Genomic DNA, 20,085 nt, shown 5'->3' with positions numbered 1-20,085 from the left:
CCGCTAGTCGAATAAAAGACAATTGGAGAGAAACAATGAAAGGTGATATCGGTGTAATCGGCCTTGCTGTAATGGGTCAAAACCTTATCCTTAACATGAACGACCACGGCTTTAAAGTTGTGGCTCACAACCGTACTGCTGCAAAAGTAGACGAGTTCCTGGAAGGTCCAGCGAAAGGCACAAACATCATCGGTGCATACTCTCTAGAAGAACTAGTAGAGAAGCTAGAAACGCCACGTAAAGTGATGCTTATGGTTCGTGCAGGTGACGTTGTTGACACGTTCATCGACAACCTAATCCCGCTTCTAGACGAAGGCGACATCATCATTGACGGTGGTAACACTAACTACCCAGACACAAACCGTCGCGTAGCACATTGTCGTGAGAAAGGCATTCACTTCATCGGTACGGGTGTATCTGGTGGTGAAGAAGGTGCACGTTTTGGTCCTTCAATCATGCCTGGCGGCGCGGCTGAAGCTTGGGAAGCGGTTAAGCCAATCTTCCAAGGTATCTCTGCAAAAACTGACGCTGGCGAGCCATGTTGTGACTGGGTTGGTAACGATGGTGCTGGTCACTTCGTTAAGATGGTACACAACGGCATCGAATACGGTGACATGCAGCTTATCACTGAAGCTTACCAGTTCATGAAAGACGGTCTTGGTATGTCTGCAGACGAGATGCAAGCAGTATTCGCAGATTGGAACAAGACTGAGCTAGACAGCTACCTTGTTGAAATCACGGCTGACATCCTTGGCTACAAAGATGAAGACGGTGAGCCTCTAGTTGAGAAGATCCTAGACACAGCTGGTCAAAAAGGTACTGGTAAATGGACTGGTATCAACGCACTAGACCTAGGTATTCCACTTACGCTTATCTCTGAGTCTGTATTCTCTCGTTGTCTATCTGCACTGAAAGACCAACGTGTTGAAGCTGAGTCTCTATTCGGCAAGACAATCACACCTGTTGAAGGCGACAAGCAAGAGTGGGTTGATGCACTACGTCAAGCACTACTAGCATCTAAGATCATCTCTTACGCTCAAGGCTTTATGCTAATGCGTGAAGCGTCTAACGAAAATGGTTGGGACCTAAACTACGGTAACGTAGCACTAATGTGGCGTGGTGGTTGTATCATCCGTTCTGCGTTCCTAGGCAACATCCGTGATGCGTACGAAGCGAACCCAGATATCGCATTCCTAGGTTCTGATGAGTACTTCAAAAACATTCTACAAGGCAGCCTAGCAGCATGGCGTAAAGTAGCAGCGAAATCTCTAGAGTCTGGCATCCCAATGCCATGTATGATTTCTGCGCTATCTTTCCTAGACGGTTACACAACAGCTCGTCTACCAGCGAACCTGCTTCAAGCTCAACGTGACTACTTCGGTGCTCACACTTACGAGCGTACTGACCGTCCACGTGGTGAATTCTTCCACACAAACTGGACTGGTACAGGCGGCGATACAGCGTCTACAACTTACGACGTTTAATCCGCAGTCAATAAACGGATAAAAGCAAAAGGATGCCCTAGTGGCATCCTTTTTTAATGACTGTTGCAGTCTGTTTTCATTGAGTGTGAGCCCGGCGTAACGCTCTGAACCCTCATCTTGACGTCTATGGTTATATTTCGTCCTCATTTTATTAGGCGTTGTTTTAGAAAGGTGATATATACATGATTAGATTAAGGTTATTTGACCTGAAACAAAATGAATCTGATGAGAAAACCGAGATCAACACCTTAGCTGTACTACGGATTATTAAGTTTGAATGCGGCTTGAAAAAACGTCCAAAGCGGTTATGTCGGGTGTTTTAGTATCTGTGGAATACCTGAATAAGGAAAGCCTTTTGTTAGGAGCACAGCGAGACCGCTTGCCCAGATTGTAATGGGTAAGGGCGTGAATAGTGATAGCCTTGTACCAAAGATTGGCTATCCTTAAGCATCTGATGGTGCTGGACGTTTTCGACGCCTTCAAAAATCAAACCACGAGAGCAAAATGGTGCTAAGAAGTAGTTTAATGCTTGTATTGACTCTAGATCCGCGTATTTGAGGAAGCTTTTATCGATTTTGATTCGATCCCAAAAGATAGTGTCAAGAGACATATTTGCTAACTTGTTGTTGCTATGATAGTCGTCCAGCCAAATTTCGATGTTGTTTGCTTGTAACTTAGTTAAGTTCTGGTGTATTTTTTTCGATTCGGTGTAGCAATCAAGCTCACTGATTTCTAATGCGAATTTGGCGCCGTTGAAGCTTAAGAGCTTTTGTACAAAGTGCTCATCCGCCAAGCATGAAAGCTTAATATTAAAAGAGTGTCGCTGATGTGGGTATTCGGCTAGAGAGAATTGAATTTGCTGAAAAGCGAGCATTTGAATAAACGAATTATCTACAATTGAAAAGAAGACGTCGTTGTTAATGTTGTTTTTGTCAAAAGTACAAATCTTCGATAACGTTTCGTAATATTGGACTTCTTGGCTCTTAGGACAAATGATAGGTTGTATTAATGTTTCTATATCAAAGTCAGTCAATTTGAAGTTAGGCAAGTAAGATTTATTCCTTTTCATATTTTCCACTTTCTCAATCTAATATTACGACGTTATACTTACACTTAAGCATTGTTTCTTATGTTATGTCTAAAATGCTTTCGTTGGGAAATTAAGATTTATAATAGTGCTATAAATTATATTTAATGTTCATTAAGCACCGTCAAAAAACAGGGCTTAATGAACATCGTGAGAGGTTTATTTTGCGACCACAGACAGTTCGACGTCAAACTCGTCACGACCGCTGATGCTGAAATAGTATTGACCAGTTTTTATGGTGCCGTCTTCATTTTTTGGAATTGAAATGGATTCGTTGCTGCCATGAGTAAAGTTGGTCCACTCGTATTCAAAGTAGTGACATACTTTGTCGTAACAAGCATATAAATCGGCGTCACCGTTACCAGTAATCGATACTTCCAATTGATTGAAGCTCTGCGTCACGTCAACGAAGAAGAGTTTCTCTGAGAACTTCTCACCGCTAACTTGAACGTTGCTATTGAGCTCAATTTTCTTTGGCGTTTCTTTTGGCTTAGGCTTGAAAATATCCGTGTCATCAATATCTTTGGTTACTTCATCAAGCCATGAATGGAACTCTGTGCTGTAGGTAGGACCTAGTCGTTCAAGAAGTTTAACCCATTCTTTGTATTGTCCGGTACGTGAATATCCTAAAAGCTCCGTCACGTCTTCAGGATGTTTTTCTAACATAAAGCGCACGGCGAGGTAACCCCAACGGTAAACGCGGTTCAAACCATCGCTGTAGTTGGTACGGAACACTTCATCCAAAGTGTGGGTTTTGTCTTTACCAAGTACCAATGCGGCGGTGTAGCCGTCCTTGTAATGCATGTATTCGGCAAAACCTTCCAACCACCAAACAATGCTACCTTCGCGCATTGTCTCGTGGAAGTCACCGTATTGGTTAAATCTTCCGTCCAAATAGTGAATGTACTCATGCTCTAAGTTTAGAATCGAAAAGTTGTCATCCCATCCATTTTGATAAGCGACGAATCGAGGTACATTTCCTTGCTTGGAAGGGTCTCGTTCGAGGAATTGCCCGCCGTTGTTGGTCGTGTTACCAAATAGGAAGCTAGAGTAGGTTGAATAGTCGTTTTTGGTTTTAAAAACAATAACGTCTACACTGTCACTATGATCATCAGCGACAGGCTGATATCCCGTGTTGACAATTTGGTGGAAGTCATCTTCTTTCAGGTTCAATGTTTCGCAGCTTGCCACTGCTTGAGCTTCAGTCATCTCCTGAGCGAGTATTTGTGCAGGTCCACGACAGTTGTAGCTGAATGTCATTATTTTGTGTTTTAGGTCTTGCTTCGCGTTACCAAGCCCAAGTTGTTCTAGGTAATCTGGCGCGTAAGCATTGACCATTTCAGCAATACCAACCCAAATCCTGTCCGACTTACCGCCGAGTGGGTAACGTGCCAGCAAGGTACGTAAAGTATCGATGATGACTTGTTTTGTGTCCGCATCTTGGGTTTTTACTAGTCTAGAGAGCTCACGTGCAGCGTTACCGAGTAATTGTTCAGAATCCGTTCCGATCGCCCATTCATTGTTGGTGATAAAAGCATTCAAGCGATGGATATAACTCGGATCAGACTCGATGAGGTCATAAAAAGCTTTGGTTTGAGAATGGCCTGCCATAGCGATAAAGACATTGTTGATCGCTTTGCGATAGTAGTAGCTTTCGCTTTTGTCTTCAGAAAAGCTGTCGAGAACGGCGAAAACATCGGGCGCGGCGATGGCAAGTTGTCGAATGCTATCAACAACAATCAACATAGATGCCAGTGCTTCTTGCTGCTCGTTTCCATCTGCCAATGCATGTGGTGAGCGCAAAAACTGCTGGATCGTAGCAGCGATCTCTGCGCCCAATTCCGAAGGAAAAGGTTGCAGGTTTCGAGCAAAGGTATCGTGTCGGTTCTTATATGCTGCTTTGATAAACTCGCCCAAGTAATAGATTTGCTGAGCTTGTTCCTTTGTTCCGTTATAAGCGTCAATTGCCTTTTTTAAGCCTGCATTAATTTGACTGACACTTATTGTGCTAAAAACGGTGTCCGCTTGTTCTTCGGAAGGAGAGAACCAAGTTCTCATGCACTCATAGTCACTGTTGGCGACACGCGATTCGATATTAACTTGGTCAAAGTTAAGTTCAGTTACAGTACATTTTCCTTTGTGTGGGAATAGTTCGGTATCGTCATTCGCATCAGTATCGTCGTCAGTGGTTCCGTCATCTTTGGTAGAGTCATCATCACCCGTAGAGTCATGATCTGAGTCTTTATCATCATCTGATGTTGTATCATCGTTGGTAACGGTGTCGTCATCATTGACAGCATCCGTATCGTCATCATCTACTGTTGAATCTGAATCTGAATCTGAATCTGAATCTGAGTCGGTAATGTCACCATTTTTATCGCCGGAATCAACATCAGCGATAGGAACTGTCGTAACACCTCCAGAAGAGTCATCCCCACCACATCCAGTTAAAACACCAAGCATGGACAAAAGAAGACATGCGGTTGTAATATTTTTCATAGAATTAGTATTGTAATTAAAATGGGATGCAAATATATAATTTTACTAGTCTATAGTTAAATAATAGGATGTAATGAGAAAATAAGTATGCATTATAACCTTTGAAGGTGAAGGTATTTAAATGTGATATTAATCAGATAACCAATTTTTCTGATTTTATTAGAATTGTTAATTGGGAAGAGTAAATCTATTTTGATATAAATAATGTCAATTTTAACCTTAGTCGATGAGTATATGAAAAAAATATATTTTCCGATTATCAGTTCGCTGATGGTTTCTTTTTCCCATGCTAATACATTGCCAGCACCCACTTGGCATGAATTCCAATTAAATGACGGCTCTAGGAAAGAGCTAAAACTATATGGTGACCAAGAATCTTTTTGGTATCAAGACCGGGAAGGCATTATCTATGTCTATGACGAAGATACAGGATGGTTTTATGGTCAACACGAAGTGGTTGATGGTCGCTTTATTGCGACTTCAATTGGTGTGGAAGCCAAAGTAGAAACACCACAATCAGTGAAAGCACTGTTAAAAGAAAAAGTCAGTCCGACGTCCTCTTTAGTACCTTCTGGTCGTATTGATCCGCTAAGCGATGCTTATCTTGAGCAAACGCCACTTCGAGCGGTTAACGCGACAGATGACCCAAAGCATCAGCCTTTGTTGGTTGTCCAAGTAAGCTTCAATGACGAAGTGTTTGTGAATGACTTCACCGATGTAATTTTTGGTGACAACCAACAAAGCGTCAAAGACTACTTCCACAAGAACAGTTATGGACGTTACATCGTTGAGCCAGCGAGAGAAACAGAAGGAACAGCGAATGATGGTGTTATCGATATTACGTTAGACATTGCACATCCGAATTGCCATTCGAAAAATGATTCGACGTGTGACGGTAAGCTAAAAGCGGCGTTCAAGGCGGCTTACGATAAGTTGGATCGTTACGTAGATTTGTCGACTTACGACGACAATAACGATGACAAAATTACCCCTGATGAGTTGTCGGTAATGTTTGTTTTTGCAGGATACGATAAATCTGCGGGCTCAATTAACATGCCATATATCTGGCCTCACCGTTTCAGTCACGATATCGTTGAGATCGATGGTAAGACGATCCGTGATTACTGCTTGTTTGCGGACTTCCAAGGCGATCATCAATCTACGATGGGGGTCATTGCCCATGAGCTTGGACACTTGATGCTTGGACTACCGGATTTGTACTCCTACAAGCATTCTGGTTCTGTGGGTCAATGGGGACTTATGGGCGGAGGAAGCTGGGCAAACAAAGAAGGCGATAGCTACGCAGGGGAAACCCCGGTCAATATGCTGGCGTGGAGTAAGGAAGCTGCTGGTTTCATTAAACCTAAGGTAATTGATACTTCTGGTTCCGTGACCATCGAGACGGCACAGGGCGAGGGAGTGATGTATCTCGACCCTTACTTGAAGCAACAAGGTCCAAGAGCGTACTTCGAAAACCGTCGCAAAAACCAATATGATCGTGCATTGTTGGGTGAAGGACTCCTAATCACAGCAGTGAGTGTGGACAACCGCTTTAACGACAATGGTCCAATGCAAGTACAGGTATTCCAAGCGGATGGTCTTGATGAACTGCAAACGCGTGGGTGGTCTGATCAGGGAGATGTGTTCCCTGGTTCGAGCAATGTAGTGGCGGTTACGGACGATACATCGCCTTCGCTAAAAACAATCACTGGCGGGCGCGAAACCAATATCTCAATTAATGATATTGCGAGTACTGCGCAAAATGGATCGTTACGAGCATCAATTCCTTCGCCAAACAACAAATCGGCGTGGATTACATCGCTGTCAAGAACTTACGTTTATGAAGACTCACGCAATAACACAATAGGATTTGGTTTAGATAACAACGAAGGTTACAAGACATTGGTAGGTTTCTACTTGTATGCGAAACCAATTCAGCCAAATGCCAATATGCGCTACCGCATGTTTAAGTATGACCTAACGACTACCCGCTGGGGGAATGCATCTGTCAACGCTGATACTCAAGTTGAAGTGTCATCGGGTACAATTCCTGATTCTGGCGGTCGAGTGATGTTTACATCGCCATTCGACATTGATGAAGGCGAACAACTGTTGGTGATTGAGTTAGAAAACGCGAAGCCGGAGTACAGCTACTCATTCTTGGATGCTTACTTGTCTAACGGACAGAAAAAGAAGCAGTTTTTCGGAACTACAAATACGTACAAGACGAACGGTTTAAGCGAAGGTCGTGGTCGTAACTATCCGTTTGCTGCTTTGTTAGAAAAACCTCAAGCAAAACCGAGCATCACTGCCCAGAGAGACTCTGTGACGTTGATGAGTGGTAAAAGCGTTACGATTGATGTACTAGCGAACGATCGTTCATCTGATGCAAATAACACCATTAAGTTGGACAAAATCACGACAAAACCAGCGATTGGCAGTGCAGAAATTGCTGGGCAGAAAATTCGTTACTCAGTACCTGTTTCAGATATTCCGGAGCAGAGAACAGTGATGAAGTATCAAGTGTCTGACGATTTTGGTACGACGGCTGAAGGTGAAGTTGTTATCACCGTCAATTCTCCAGTTGTCACTGCGAGCAACCTTCAATACAAAACCCAAGAAGACAAGCCTTTAGCACTTGAATTGCGTCAGCAGCAAGGATTGGAGAAGGGTGACACCATCGTGATTAAAACCGCGCCTAAGCATGGTAAGTTAGATGGCGATACCTACCAAAGTGATGAAAACTATTTTGGTAACGACCAGTTTGAATTTGCAATTGTAAAAGAAAACGGGCGTGAATCTAACACTGCAACGGCTGTAATAACGATTGATGCGGTCAATGATGAGCCAACGTTTGCGGTAAAAGCAAGCCCTAAAGAAGGTCTAGAAAACGACAAAGTTACATTATCAGTCCTAGATCTAAAAGATGTTGATTCAGCTGATCATTCGTTCAAATGGCGCCAAGTTTCAGGAACCACAGCTAAGTTTACCACCACAGATACGCCAAACGTGGAAGTGACTTTACCTAAGGTCACCAAGAAAAGTGAAAAGCTGACGTTTGAAGTGTCGGTAAACGACAAAGATGGCGCGATCGTTACCAAAACCGTTGAAGTGGTCGTTAAACAAGCTGTTGTGGTGGGAACGGAACCTGGGAAAAGTGAAGAAGGAGGTTCGATGGGCTTGTGGGTTATTTTGTGTATGACGCTAATTAGTCTAAGAACGAAGAGTGATATTTTGTACAGACTCATGATAAAGAATGATGATTTGTAGGAAAGCATTGTGATGAATTGCCTTCTATGCGTTGGCTGAATGTAATTTGACGAAAACAAATAATAACCTCCGTGTTGTAGCTCTCGTTATGATAGGGAGGATTTTTGTATCGAAGATCTGGGAAACAGCAGCAGAAATTACAGAGTATAAAAATCTCATGACTTACGCTATTACACCAAATAACCGAATTATTAGTTGGTGACGAAGTTGAGAGTCATTCTGGTTAAGTAGTTACATGATTTTTCTCAGGCGGAATATCAGAAAATAAAGTTATTGAATGCTTAAACAAACTAGCCACATGATCGTTAATCACAACTCGTAAAGTGACCACATTAACGGAAATCTGATTTTTAACCCAAACAGATAGCAAACGTTTGCTTTATTGTTTGCATAAGTGATGGTTTTATCATTATTTATATAAAATATTATTATGACCATATATCACTATTCTTATAATTAACTTAATTTCCATTAATAAAATTGTCGTTTGTGTATTGTATATAATTTGTCATAAATGAAAATGACATTCATATTATTAAGTAATTACTCTATACTAAAGTGGCATTTAGGCCTTGTGGCGGGGGTGGTTAGGACATGGAATTATAAAGTTATCTTTTTTTGGTATTTGTTTTACTGTATAAAATAATAGTATAAACAGTGATTTAGATTACTTTTATCTAATTGTAACTATTTTGAATTTGAAGGATAAGAAACCTAATGCTTATATCACTGTTGAATACTTAGACGTAAAATAAGCCACAAAGTTATATCGTAAGGCTAATCATAAAATTGCTTAATGTATAACTTTATGGATGTATAACAATTATAACGATCGGAAGATTATTGGGTCTTGGTGTTAATTAAATGAAAGCTAATAAACGAACCATTGATGTAAAGTACTTAAGAACTTTTTCACATGTTGCTAGGCACAGAAGTTTTACTGCAGCGGCAGAAAGTCTATATTTAACTCAACCAGCTGTCTCTCAGCATATTAAAAAACTTGAATGTACTATAGGTGCAGAAGTCTTTGACCGAAAAGATGGATTTAATTTGACTAAACATGGCCAAATATTGCTTGATTATACGGACCAGACGATGTCTTTATATGACCAATTATTTGATGAGCTAGCTCAAGTTGATATGTTTGACCGGTATTCAATTGCAATCTCTGATTCATTTGCCCCTGAGTTAGTTGCAAACGTGATTAGTTCTTTCAGAGTATATAACGACGTCGAGTTGGCTGTGACAGGTTATAGTGATATAAGTTGCGTTGATAAAGACAACCACGATTTAGTATTTGCTATTGGTGATATTACATCGGTGGAAGGTCGAGTATTCCCCCTCAACAGAGAACAATACATGTTAGCTTGTGATTGCGCTGTTGATCCAGAAGAGTGCTATCCAGAACGAATCGTCTTCTGTAATTCCCTGTCTAGGAGAGATGCCGAAGTACTGCTAGATTCTTTCGGTATTGATATTTCTAAGGTAAAGCATTGGCTTACGACATCATCGTCAAGGTTAATGATCAATGAATTGCAAGCTGCGAACACTTTTGTTATTTGCCCAAGTTGGACCTTAGGTAATTACAAATGTAGCCGATATTTGTTACCTAAATATATCGAGATGTATGTTTGGTGCAATGATTCTGCCGCTAAGAAAATTGATCAAGAACGCTTGAGGAGTTTGATTACCGAGACCTTTCGACTCAACTCGAAAGGAGTGGCAAGTAGAAAACCTGCCGGTTCCTTACTGACAAGTTGTGAAGTAATTTAGTAAAACGCCATGTCTATCATAAATAGGCATGGCGTTTGTATTTATACTCAAGAAGCAAGTGATAGGTAAAAGAAAATTAGTCCACTGATACCAATTGGTATCGTGTAAGGAATGCCATTTCCGAAAGGAGATTTTTTACGAAAAATGGCAATTATCCACATTAACAGAATTTGAACCCCGCCCAGTAGTCCAATAGTTACCATCGCTGATAACATATATTCACTATGCACCCCTAAAAATAGTGCGCCAATTAACTTTACGTCACCACCTCCAACCACATGCATCATCCAAAGCAAAAAGAACGCAATAAAAATGCAAGCGCTCACCGCTACTTGACTAAGAGGCGCGGGAGAGTAATACAAGCTAGCCAGTGAGGTAATGCTGATAAGAAAAACAAACCGATGTTTCACCATCCTATAGTAGATATCACTATAAAAAATACACATCACGTTGATAAGGCTAATTAGCCAAAAAGCAATCTTTATATAATTCATTACACTACTTTAATAGAGGTGGGTGGGAATTCAATTGGTTCCTTATAATAAATTGTTATGTAATGGTTTACATGTATTTTATAACGACTCTTTATAAATAAATAAAAAAGCTTAATTGGTGTGATTATTTTTATTGATGTAGATTCTCTACGTTCACGAAATGAGTGATTAATTCAAGGGAATAGAGGTAAACATGCTTTTAAATATCAATTCTAAACTTCGTAATATCCGTAACAAATTCAAGTCAGACAAGCGTGGTGTAACTGCAGTAGAATACGCAATTATCGCTGTAGCAATGTCTTCAATTATTTTGTTCGTATTTAAAGATGGCTCTTTGAAAACAACGTTAAATGATGCTATGGGCAAAATTTCAACGTCAATGGAAAGTGCTAACAAATCCGGTGAAAAGACATCTTCGGAAGGTGATAAAACTGCTGGATAAGTTTAGAGAGGGGAAACCCTCTCTTTTAAGGTTTTTATTCTATGAGTAGAGCATTAATTTTTGTATTTGTTGCCATCACTATGTTTTTGGCTTTCTTTTACGTCAGTGATTTTTTTGGACAGACTGAGCCTGAGCCCGTAGCTGTGGTTCAAAAAGAGGTTTTTGTAAAAGTTGCATTTGTTAATCGTGCATTTAAAAAAGCGGAACCGATTAACATCGAAGCGATAGATATTCGTGAATTGCCTGAGCTGGAAGCAAAGCAGCATTCATATATGCCTTATACGAGTATCAAAATTGAATCTGGTGCTCTATGGGCAAAAGATGTCAACGAGGGTGAGCAATTAACACCAAACTTAGTGTCGAATCCTGGAGAGAAAGATTATATGTATCTTTCGCTTAAAAAAGACCAGGTGCCTTATTACTACCTTTCTCAAGGCAGTAGCATTGTAGAAGCTCTCCCAATTCAACCTGGTGACCGTGTCAGTTTTGTTGCCACAACCTCATCGCAATCCAATTTATTAGAAAGTGGTTACTCCGATATAGATAACCTAACGAGTAACGTCATTATTGATGGCGCTTTGGTTTTGCAAGCAATGGACGTTTCTGAAGATGATGATTCATCAAATGAAGAATATGGCTTGATTATCGCGTTGACAGTTAAGCAAGTACTTAAGCTTGAAATGGCGCAGAAGATCGGGGCCATTACTCTGGTTCCAGCAAAGATGGTTCATAAATACTTATCTGTGAAAAGTAGCGATTTGATTGAGCATCGATTTGGCGTTCGACAGCTGAGAGGGAATTAATGGTGTTCAATAAAAATATATTAACAGTTACGTTGGGGTTGGTTTTATTACTTCCAGCTTCTGTATCAGCAGGAGAGTTACTGAGCCTAGATAAAGGTGCCGCGAAGACGATCAACATAAAACGCAATATTGACACTGTGTTTGTCGCGGATACTCAAATTGCAGATTACAAGGTCATCGCAAACGGAAAATTGGTCATTTACGGCATTGGCCGTGGTGCTACTTCCATTATTGCTTATGATCGCGCAGGGAATGAAATTTACAACGCAGAAGTGGTAGTAAACAAGAGTCTAAGACTTTTAAAGCAAACTATTATTGCGAGATATCCAGACGAAGATATTAAGCTGACCAATATTGGTGAGCAAATTGTTATTGATGGCGTCGTCAGTAGCGAAGAGATCAAAGAGAAAGTTTACCGCCATGTTGGCGAAATGATGAAAAAGGGTAAGCAAAGAAACACTTTTGAACTTTCTGGCGCAAATGGTGAATCTGTCGATCCTTTAGATTATACAGCGACCTATGTGTTTGAAGACATTATAAACAACCTAAAAGTTCTCACCACAGATCAAATCAATGTCAAGTTGACGGTTGCAGAAGTTTCAAGTTCATTCCTAACTGAGTTGGGAGTCTCATATGCTGAACAAAACGGCAAGTCCATCGGTGGAGCTGGTCAGTTTGTCAATAAGATTTTGGACTTTACTGCTGAGGATATCGTTGCGGTTATTTCAGCGAGTGGTAATGACAGCATTGGGCAAGTGCTTGCTGAGCCGAATCTATCTGTGATTTCCGGTGAATCGGCGAGTTTTCTTGTCGGTGGTGAAATACCTATTACGGTTCGTGATAACGAAGGTATCTCTGTTACTTACAAAGAGTACGGAGTTAAGCTGTCGATGGTTGCTAAGGTGACGGATTCTGAAAATATTCGCTTATCACTGTTACCTGAGGTGAGTTCTATTGATAAGACCAATGGTGTCAACTCAGGTCTTATCAGCGTACCTTCTTTGAGGACTCGAAAAGCCCAAACAACGGTACAACTAAAAGATGGTCAAAGTTTTGTTCTGGCGGGGCTGTTGACATCAGAAGAGCAGGAATCATTAGCCAAAATCCCTTACTTAGGTGACATTCCGATTTTGGGCGCGCTGTTTAGTAAAACCAATACCGAAAGAAGAAAGACAGAGCTAATTATCGTTGCGACAGTAAATCTTGTTGATCCTGTTAAAGAAACAGATATCAAACTGCCAAAGTTTAAGCGTACGAGTGATCTAGAGCGTTTGCTGAAACTGGACCTTTCAAAGGTTGATGACGAAGAGTTGGAAAATACGATAAAGGCGGGAGGCTTTAACTAATGAAGGCTAACCTATTTTTGGTGGTTTCTATTTTACTATCTGGTTGCTCGGTATCGGTAATACCAAACAAAACTGCCGTAGACACTATTGTAGAAACCTTTGAGTTTCGAGTCACAAACAAAGAAGTGGCGATGGATAAATCGGTTAACTTCGTCAATCAAATCAATCTTCAGTATCCGAAGTCGACATTTGCAATCAATTACGATGCCAAAGAGAGTCAATTTATCGATGGTTTTGTGAAAGAAATCAGGGCAAAAGGCGTTAATAAGTTGCGCTATACGTTGAGTGCAAACAGCGAAAGTAAAGGCGTAAAAATCGTCGCGAAATACCACAAAATGCAAGAGCAAACTTGTGATGCGATTTCATTTAATACCCTTAAAAGTCATCCGTTTGGGTGCAGCTTGGAATACAACAGACGTTTGAGTATGACGAATCCTGTGGCGGAGTAAATAATGGATTTAGATAACCTATTCAAAACGACTTCATCGAGTAAAGATAAGAAGAACAACACCATTGATCTGATTGTTTCAGACGATTTAGCTTTTCTTCAAGCAATCGATGAGCTCTATGCAATCGAAGGTTTCACTTCACCTTTAAAAGTCGACGATATTGATGACGAGAGTTGGCATAAAACCAACGCTGAAATAAAGCACGTCATTCTCGATTTAAGAGCATGTGGTGAGTTGATTTCAGAAGTTGCGGAGATCTCTTCAAGATTAGACGTCAGTATTTCTCTTATTGTAGTGAGTAACATGGACTCAATCTTGATGCGAGATAAGGTCTTGTCATTGGGAGCCAACTACATTCTTTGGGACCCTGAACTTGATGGTTTGTTAGGGGCGCTTAAAGAGTCAAGTGCAACGACATTCTCACCAACGGTTAAGAAGAAGCATCGTATTGCTAAGCGAGTCTTGATGCTAGGTAGTAAGGGCGGGGTGGGCGTATCGACGATCAGCGCCTTTCTTTCACATAGTTTAAGTCAACAAGCAAACTTAAAAACATTACTCGTTGAACATGACACAATCGCACTCAACTCAGACATTTTTTTAGGTTTAAAAGGGTTAAAAGCGCAGCAAAACAGCATTGATTTGAACCAGTCTGAACTTGATGCCGCGATTGCAGGAAGCTATGTAAAGCCAGTTAAAGATAGGCTTAACTTCCTCACATTAGAAAAGAACGTTGCCTGCTTGAGCGATCATGTGGATTCGTTGTTTCGTATCTCTAATGAATTGGTTGGTCAATACAACTTTATCATTGATTCCATGCCACTCAGTGCGATTGACGAGCTGACTGCAGAAGATATTAGTGACAGATACAACCGTATTTTTATTGTTTGTGAACCTTCCGTGGCGTCACTAAGAGCGTACCACTCGATTAAAAAGAAGCTGGGTAAGTCTGAGCATCGAGTGATCTTCTCAATGACACGATCTCAGAAAGACTACATGATGCCTCTTCAAGGGGCGAAAGAGAAAATCAAAGCCAAAGACGTGATCGATTTTGCTTATGAAGCCAATTTAGAAAAGCTCATTATTCAACAAGGAATTCAAAACACGGCAAAGCTGAAGTTTGCTCCTGCTATTGCCGATATTGTGAACTCGTTGACGGGTAAAAAAGTCAAAGTACAGAAAAAGTTCGCGTGGTTTAAGAAATGAATCACCTGAAAGAAGTTTATATTGAGATCCGAGACGAAATCTTTGATGCGTTAGATGCAGCTTCATTAGTTGACGTTGAACCACTAGAGCTTGAGAGCCAGTTAAAAGATTCTGTAAATATTCTCATTGAGAAGAAGCAACTGCAAATCAGTAGCTTAAAGCGTTTAGACCTGGTTAAAGCACTGCTTGACGAGCTTAAAGGGCTTGGGCCACTTCAGGCTTTGGTCGATAACGATGATATTTCGGACATCATGATCAATGGTCCCTCAGATATCTTTATCGAATTGAACGGTAAGGTAGAAAAGTCTCCAATTCAGTTCGTTAACGAGAAACAGCTCAACACTATCGCTAAGCGTATTGCTTCTAATGTAGGTCGTCGAATCGATGAATCAAAACCGCTTTGTGATGCCCGATTGGAAGATGGAAGTCGTGTAAATATCGTTATTCCGCCTCTTGCTATTGATGGAACATCCATCTCGATTCGTAAGTTCAAAGAGCAAAAGATCAAGCTAGAAAACTTGGTCCAGTTTGGTGCGCTATCGGTTGAAATGGCAAAGCTGCTTTCGATTGCAAGCCATTGTAAGTGCAATATCCTTATCTCTGGGGGTACGGGTTCGGGTAAAACGACCCTGTTGAACGCATTATCGGGTTTCATTGGTAGCGGTGAACGTATCGTTACCATTGAAGATGCGGCTGAACTTCAGTTGCAGCAGCCACACATCGTTCGATTAGAAACTCGCCAAGCGAGCGTCGAAGGGACGGGCGAAATCACTGCGCGAGATTTGGTGATCAACGCCCTTCGTATGCGACCAGATAGAATTATCGTCGGTGAGTGTCGTGGTGGTGAAGCGTTTGAAATGCTCCAAGCAATGAACACAGGTCACGATGGCTCAATGTCAACGCTTCACGCGAACACTCCTCGTGATGCAATTGCTCGTGTCGAGAGTATGGTAATGATGGCGACAGCCAGTCTGCCGCTTGAAGCGATTCGTCGCACCATTGTGAGTGCGGTTGACCTGATAGTCCAAGTACGAAGACTCCATGATGGTAGTCGTAAGATCTTGTTTATCAGTGAAATTGTCGGTCTCGAAGGTGACAATGTTGTTATGGAAGATATCTTCCGGTTTGAAAACAACGGAATGGGTGATGAAGGTAAAATCTCGGGCGAATTCCGAACTCCTGGTCTTTCTAAACGATCTGTAATATACGAACGAGCGAAGTTTTTTGGCTTGGATGGGGCGCTACAGGAGCTGTTCTCATGATGCTGATCGTCATTTCGCTATGGGTTGTCATTGCGTTGTTTCTGTTTATTGGGCATTCGAGAAAACAGAAAGAAATTATATCGATCATCGAGCAGTCTAACACGTTCGAGGGCGTTTCTGGCGCTCGATCGGTTATCGATTCAGAAAGCTTTGATATAAGTTACCGAAAAAAGATTAAGGATAAATATAAGCAGTTGAAAAAGCTGTTGAGTCCTAATGCGGGACTCAAGTTGATTGGCTTTTTTGTGGGCTCTTCAATAGCGGTTTACTTTATTAATGATTGGTTTTTCATGTTTGAGTACTGGAAGGTATTGCTTGCTTTGGAGCCAATATTGTTCGTGATGTTTATCCTCAAACTTAGTGGCATTCAAGCGCAGCGATTCAAAGATAACTTCCCTGATGCGCTGAATATTCTTTCTGGCGCACTTTCCTCGGGCCAAAGTATTGTTCATGCGTTCGAGTACGTGGGTACCCAGCTTGATAATGAAGTAGGCGAAGAGTTCAAGAAGATGTCAGAGCGCCTCCTTATCGGTGAAGACCCAGATGATGTTTTGGCGCGAAGTGCTTCGTCTTTCCCTTATGTTGAGTACTTCTTCTTTGCTGCAACGATTCGAATCAACTTAAGTCGAGGTGGTCAGCTAAAAGACGTCATCAACCGTATCAACCGTATTATGTTCGAAGCAAGGGCGATCGAGAAGAAGAAAAATGCACTGACGTCAGAGGCACGTGCTTCGGCAAAAATTATCGCAGCTCTACCGGTTATCTTTATCATGATTTTGAAGTTCACAAGCCCAGATAACTATAACTTCGTGATGTTCGAAGAAGGGGGGAAGCCCATCTTTTATTACGTGCTGATCAGTGAAGCCATCGGCTTCTTCTTTATCTACATGATATTGAGAGGAGTAAAGTAATGGACGACATTAAGTTAATCTTCTTAGCATTTGGTTTGTTCATTTCATTATCTGTAGCGTATTACTCGTTGAAAGTATTTGATAAAACAAAAGCGAATATTTCGACAAAGAAGATAATTGACTCAACCCAAGAAAAGACTCCTTTTACGGATAAGTTAGCAGTACAACTTTCGCGTCTGTCTTTTAATAAAGAAGAAACGAAAAACAACTTAGTTAGGGCAGGGATTCATAGTGATTTTATTGCACAAGCCTATTACCTGCTGAAGATCATACCGCTGCTATTTTGCTTAGCATTTATTGGCTATTCCTACATGCAAGGAGACATGGAATTTTCATCTGCGTTTATTTCATTCTCGCTTTCGATGCTTGTGTGTTTGATTGCGCCGGATATGTACATTTCATCGAAAGGGAATGCGAATATTCATCATGTTAGTAGTCGATTGCCTTTCTTACTTGACTTGATGAATGTGTGTGTCCATACCGGTATGACGCTTGAAGCAAGCTTAGAATATCTATCGAATGAGCTAAAAACGGTTGATGAAAACCTGGCTTATGTTGTTAAGAAAACATCAGAACGAGCCAAGATTGTTGGTTTGGATCGAGCACTTACTGAATTCTATGATCTAGTTCCAACCACCGAAGCGCAAAGCTTTGTCATGACTCTTACTCAAAGTTTGAAGTACGGCTCATCAGTAGGGGCGGTATTAGCCTCCCTCGCTTCTGATATTCGAGAAATAAATATGCTCAATTTGGAAGAAAAAATAGGAAAGATGGGAGCAAAAATGTCCATACCAATGATCGCTTTTATCATGGTTCCTATTGTTGTTCTAATTGCAGCACCAGGGATAATGAGGATGCTAGGATAATGAATGTAAAAAACTATATTTCCCTTTTTGTTTTACTGGTTTTGAGTGGTTGTTCCACCATTAATCAAGAATTAGTAACCAAAGAAAAACTGCTGACTAACTCTGGGCAAACTGAACAATTGATTGAGTTTTATAAAGCGAATTTGGTTGAAGTTCCAAGTTATAAGATAAAACTAATAAATTTATACCTCGATAATAAAGACCAAAAGTCTGCCGAGTTATACATAAATACTCTTGAGAAGAAAGACCTCGAAGATCCAGAGATTATTTACATCTTAGCTAAGTTGGAATATCTAAAACGTAATTATGACGCAAGCGAGCGCTATCTAGATGACTATCTAGAAAATGGTGGTCCGAAGGGGAATTATTATCTTTTAAAAGGCAAGATTTTAGCGCGTAAGAAAGATTACAACGGTGCAATCGCTAACTTCAACGACAGCAAGAAGAATGGCGCATCGGACCGGGAAGCAAACAACAATATTGCGGTCGTGATGATGCTACAAGGTCGTCCAGAACCTGCGATGGAACTGCTCTACAGCCTGTTTGCTGCCAATCCAAACGATGAAAAAGTCCGATCAAATCTACTATTAGCTTCGACTCGATCACGCCGACCTGATGTGGCTTTGGAAGTATTAAAGCACGACAGCAGCGAGCAAGAAGCGCGAGTCAAACTGAAAAAACTCATGCAGAGCGTTAAACCGCTTCCTAAACAAGTAATGAAAAAAGCTCCACCAAAACAGGTCGCTAAAGTAAAGGAAAAGAAAAATATGGAAATGGAAACGAACTCGGTCGATTTGACACCAAAGTACGTGACACACTCAGTTCTAGATCCACAAAACTTACGTCCTAAAGCGCCGTCAATTTACCGAATTCAAGTTTTGGCGACTTACAAGGTGATTCCTTCGGATTACTTAAACTACCTGAAAGGCAATTATGGAAGTGTGTATTCCTACACGCACGGCTTATGGAAGCGTTATTGCATTGGTGAGTTTAGTGATATCAATGACGCAAAGAAGTTTCTTGAAAATATGGATATTAAAGGTGCCTTTATTGTGGATTACACCAAGAAAAGGTACGTCGAGCTATGATCAAGTTTCAAAAAGGAAGTTTGACGGTTGAGACCGCGATGGGTCTACCGGTTTTACTGATGGTTCTGTTTACTTGGTTTGACTTGTCGGTTCTAACGTACTCGATGGGGGTGACGGATCATGCGTTAACTACAGCAGTGATGAGTAGTAAAAAGCAAGGCAGTTCTCACAGCACTGAAAAAGTTGATTATCAAGACGTAATAAATACTAAGCTTGAATCAAGCGGTGGAGCTCTATGGTCGAAGGTTGTTGACCGATCTACGGTATTTGCATCTGTTTATTACTTTAAAAACCTAACTGATTTTGTCCAATGTAATCGTAGCGGAAAGGCGTTAAGTGAATGCCCAAACATCAAAAAAGGTAACACAGCTGAAAACTCAGTCAACATGCCAATTGCCATATACCAATTGAGCTTCACTTATCATCCTCTATTCAATTTTGTTATGCCTAGCATGAATATTAGTCGTGAGATGGTTGCTGTTCAGGAATACGAGCGCTGCACCTTTAAGCTAGGAGAGGGGACTGCTTGTGGTAACTAAGTTAAAGCAAAAAGGTGCGTTTGTTGTTGAACTTGCATTGGTCTTACTCTTTTTTAGTTCCATCATTGCCATGCATATCAACTACACCATCGCCGTTAATAAAAAAGGGCAGTTGGATCGAGTGGTGTATTCGGTCGTAAGTGTCATTAGTGAGCGCCGACAGTTATTCGGCGATGAGCTTGATATTTGTGGCGCTGATGGTAAGCAGTGTGACACGCAAATGAATAATTCATTCGATATGGCAAAAGGGATGCTAAAACGTACGCTACCAGATTTTGATGAAAACGAGGTGGGAATGCGAATCATGGAGCTATCTTTGAATGATAAAGATAAGAAGCTCGTTAGAACCACGACCTTAAAAGGTATGACGGCCGGATGTAACTTTCCAGATTTAAGGGAAATTACAGTCGAACAAGCGATAAAGCTATTGCCGTTGACCACGCAGAACAGACGTCTGCCTCTTTATCATGTGTCGCTTTGCTACAAAACACCGTTTAATATTATCGGTCTAATGAGCGGTGAACCGATAAAAGTAGTGACCAGTTCTTATTCATTTGCAAGGATTTAGT

Annotated in this window: 17 protein-coding genes; 14 read left to right on the top strand and 3 right to left on the bottom strand. The window is 41.0% G+C overall.

Annotation, left to right across the window (positions count from 1 at the left end; translation table 11 throughout):
* Window positions 1-35: 35 nt before the first annotated feature.
* Complete coding sequence (gene gnd / locus ACTS60_RS09765; RefSeq protein ID WP_440888067.1) at window positions 36-1,484, top strand: decarboxylating NADP(+)-dependent phosphogluconate dehydrogenase; 1,449 nt, start codon at window positions 36-38, stop codon at window positions 1,482-1,484.
* Window positions 1,485-1,842: 358 nt separating this feature from the next.
* Here gnd and ACTS60_RS09760 read toward each other — a convergent pair whose 3' ends face one another.
* Together ACTS60_RS09760 and ACTS60_RS09755 are read right to left on the bottom strand one after the other, a co-directional pair.
* On the bottom strand, window positions 1,843-2,553 hold the full coding sequence (locus tag ACTS60_RS09760; protein ID WP_440888066.1) for an EAL domain-containing protein: 711 nt from the start codon (window positions 2,551-2,553) through the stop codon (window positions 1,843-1,845).
* A gap of 177 nt (window positions 2,554-2,730) precedes the next feature.
* The gene (locus tag ACTS60_RS09755) at window positions 2,731-5,034 is read right to left on the bottom strand and encodes a collagenase (protein ID WP_440888088.1); all 2,304 of its coding nucleotides are present in this window, start codon (window positions 5,032-5,034) and stop codon (window positions 2,731-2,733) included.
* A 270-nt stretch (window positions 5,035-5,304) separates the two neighbouring features.
* Here ACTS60_RS09755 and ACTS60_RS09750 point away from each other — a divergent pair, with 270 nt between their 5' ends.
* Window positions 5,305-8,340 carry a M6 family metalloprotease domain-containing protein gene (locus ACTS60_RS09750; RefSeq protein ID WP_440888065.1) on the top strand — a complete coding sequence of 1,012 codons (3,036 nt, stop codon included), beginning with the start codon at window positions 5,305-5,307 and terminating at the stop codon, window positions 8,338-8,340.
* Window positions 8,341-9,204: 864 nt separating this feature from the next.
* Entirely contained in the window at window positions 9,205-10,113 is a 909-nt protein-coding gene (locus ACTS60_RS09745) for a LysR family transcriptional regulator (RefSeq protein WP_440888064.1), read from the top strand.
* A 47-nt stretch (window positions 10,114-10,160) separates the two neighbouring features.
* Here the strand turns inward: ACTS60_RS09745 and ACTS60_RS09740 are convergent, their stop codons facing one another.
* Window positions 10,161-10,607: an A24 family peptidase gene (locus tag ACTS60_RS09740; RefSeq protein WP_440888063.1), complete on the bottom strand. Its 447-nt coding sequence runs from the start codon at window positions 10,605-10,607 to the stop codon at window positions 10,161-10,163.
* 193 nt (window positions 10,608-10,800) lie between these two features.
* Between ACTS60_RS09740 and ACTS60_RS09735 the strand changes: the two genes are divergently transcribed.
* The 11 genes from ACTS60_RS09735 to tadF are packed head-to-tail and all read left to right on the top strand — an operon-like array spanning window position 10,801 to window position 20,084.
* Entirely contained in the window at window positions 10,801-11,049 is a 249-nt protein-coding gene (locus tag ACTS60_RS09735) for a Flp family type IVb pilin (RefSeq protein ID WP_440888062.1), read from the top strand.
* A 41-nt stretch (window positions 11,050-11,090) separates the two neighbouring features.
* A complete protein-coding gene (locus tag ACTS60_RS09730; RefSeq protein WP_440888061.1) occupies window positions 11,091-11,852 on the top strand; it encodes a pilus assembly protein CpaB in 762 nt (253 codons plus the stop codon).
* A complete protein-coding gene (locus tag ACTS60_RS09725) occupies window positions 11,852-13,198 on the top strand; it encodes a type II and III secretion system protein family protein (RefSeq protein WP_440888060.1) in 1,347 nt (448 codons plus the stop codon). The genes ACTS60_RS09730 and ACTS60_RS09725 overlap by 1 nt, the downstream gene beginning before the upstream one ends.
* Complete coding sequence (locus tag ACTS60_RS09720; protein WP_440888059.1) at window positions 13,198-13,647, top strand: hypothetical protein; 450 nt, start codon at window positions 13,198-13,200, stop codon at window positions 13,645-13,647. Before ACTS60_RS09725 ends, ACTS60_RS09720 begins: the two co-directional genes overlap by 1 nt.
* Window positions 13,648-13,650: 3 nt before the next feature.
* Window positions 13,651-14,850: an AAA family ATPase gene (locus ACTS60_RS09715; protein ID WP_440888058.1), complete on the top strand. Its 1,200-nt coding sequence runs from the start codon at window positions 13,651-13,653 to the stop codon at window positions 14,848-14,850.
* Window positions 14,847-16,112: a CpaF family protein gene (locus ACTS60_RS09710; RefSeq protein ID WP_440888057.1), complete on the top strand. Its 1,266-nt coding sequence runs from the start codon at window positions 14,847-14,849 to the stop codon at window positions 16,110-16,112. The genes ACTS60_RS09715 and ACTS60_RS09710 overlap by 4 nt, the downstream gene beginning before the upstream one ends.
* Window positions 16,109-17,023 carry a type II secretion system F family protein gene (locus ACTS60_RS09705; protein WP_440888056.1) on the top strand — a complete coding sequence of 305 codons (915 nt, stop codon included), beginning with the start codon at window positions 16,109-16,111 and terminating at the stop codon, window positions 17,021-17,023. Before ACTS60_RS09710 ends, ACTS60_RS09705 begins: the two co-directional genes overlap by 4 nt.
* The gene (locus ACTS60_RS09700; protein WP_440888055.1) at window positions 17,023-17,889 is read left to right on the top strand and encodes a type II secretion system F family protein; all 867 of its coding nucleotides are present in this window, start codon (window positions 17,023-17,025) and stop codon (window positions 17,887-17,889) included. Before ACTS60_RS09705 ends, ACTS60_RS09700 begins: the two co-directional genes overlap by 1 nt.
* Entirely contained in the window at window positions 17,889-18,977 is a 1,089-nt protein-coding gene (locus ACTS60_RS09695) for a tetratricopeptide repeat protein (RefSeq protein WP_440888054.1), read from the top strand. The genes ACTS60_RS09700 and ACTS60_RS09695 overlap by 1 nt, the downstream gene beginning before the upstream one ends.
* Window positions 18,974-19,516 carry a TadE family protein gene (locus tag ACTS60_RS09690; RefSeq protein ID WP_440888053.1) on the top strand — a complete coding sequence of 181 codons (543 nt, stop codon included), beginning with the start codon at window positions 18,974-18,976 and terminating at the stop codon, window positions 19,514-19,516. Before ACTS60_RS09695 ends, ACTS60_RS09690 begins: the two co-directional genes overlap by 4 nt.
* Entirely contained in the window at window positions 19,506-20,084 is a 579-nt protein-coding gene (gene tadF, locus ACTS60_RS09685; RefSeq protein ID WP_440888052.1) for a tight adherence pilus pseudopilin TadF, read from the top strand. Before ACTS60_RS09690 ends, tadF begins: the two co-directional genes overlap by 11 nt.
* Window position 20,085 lies beyond the last annotated feature (1 nt).

It is taken from the genome of Vibrio sp. WZ-1 (assembly GCF_052037695.1).
In the GTDB taxonomy this organism is placed as follows: Bacteria; Pseudomonadota; Gammaproteobacteria; order Enterobacterales; family Vibrionaceae; genus Vibrio.
The sequence above is the reverse complement of the archived record's forward strand: the minus strand, read 5'-3'. Positions and strand labels throughout refer to the sequence as shown.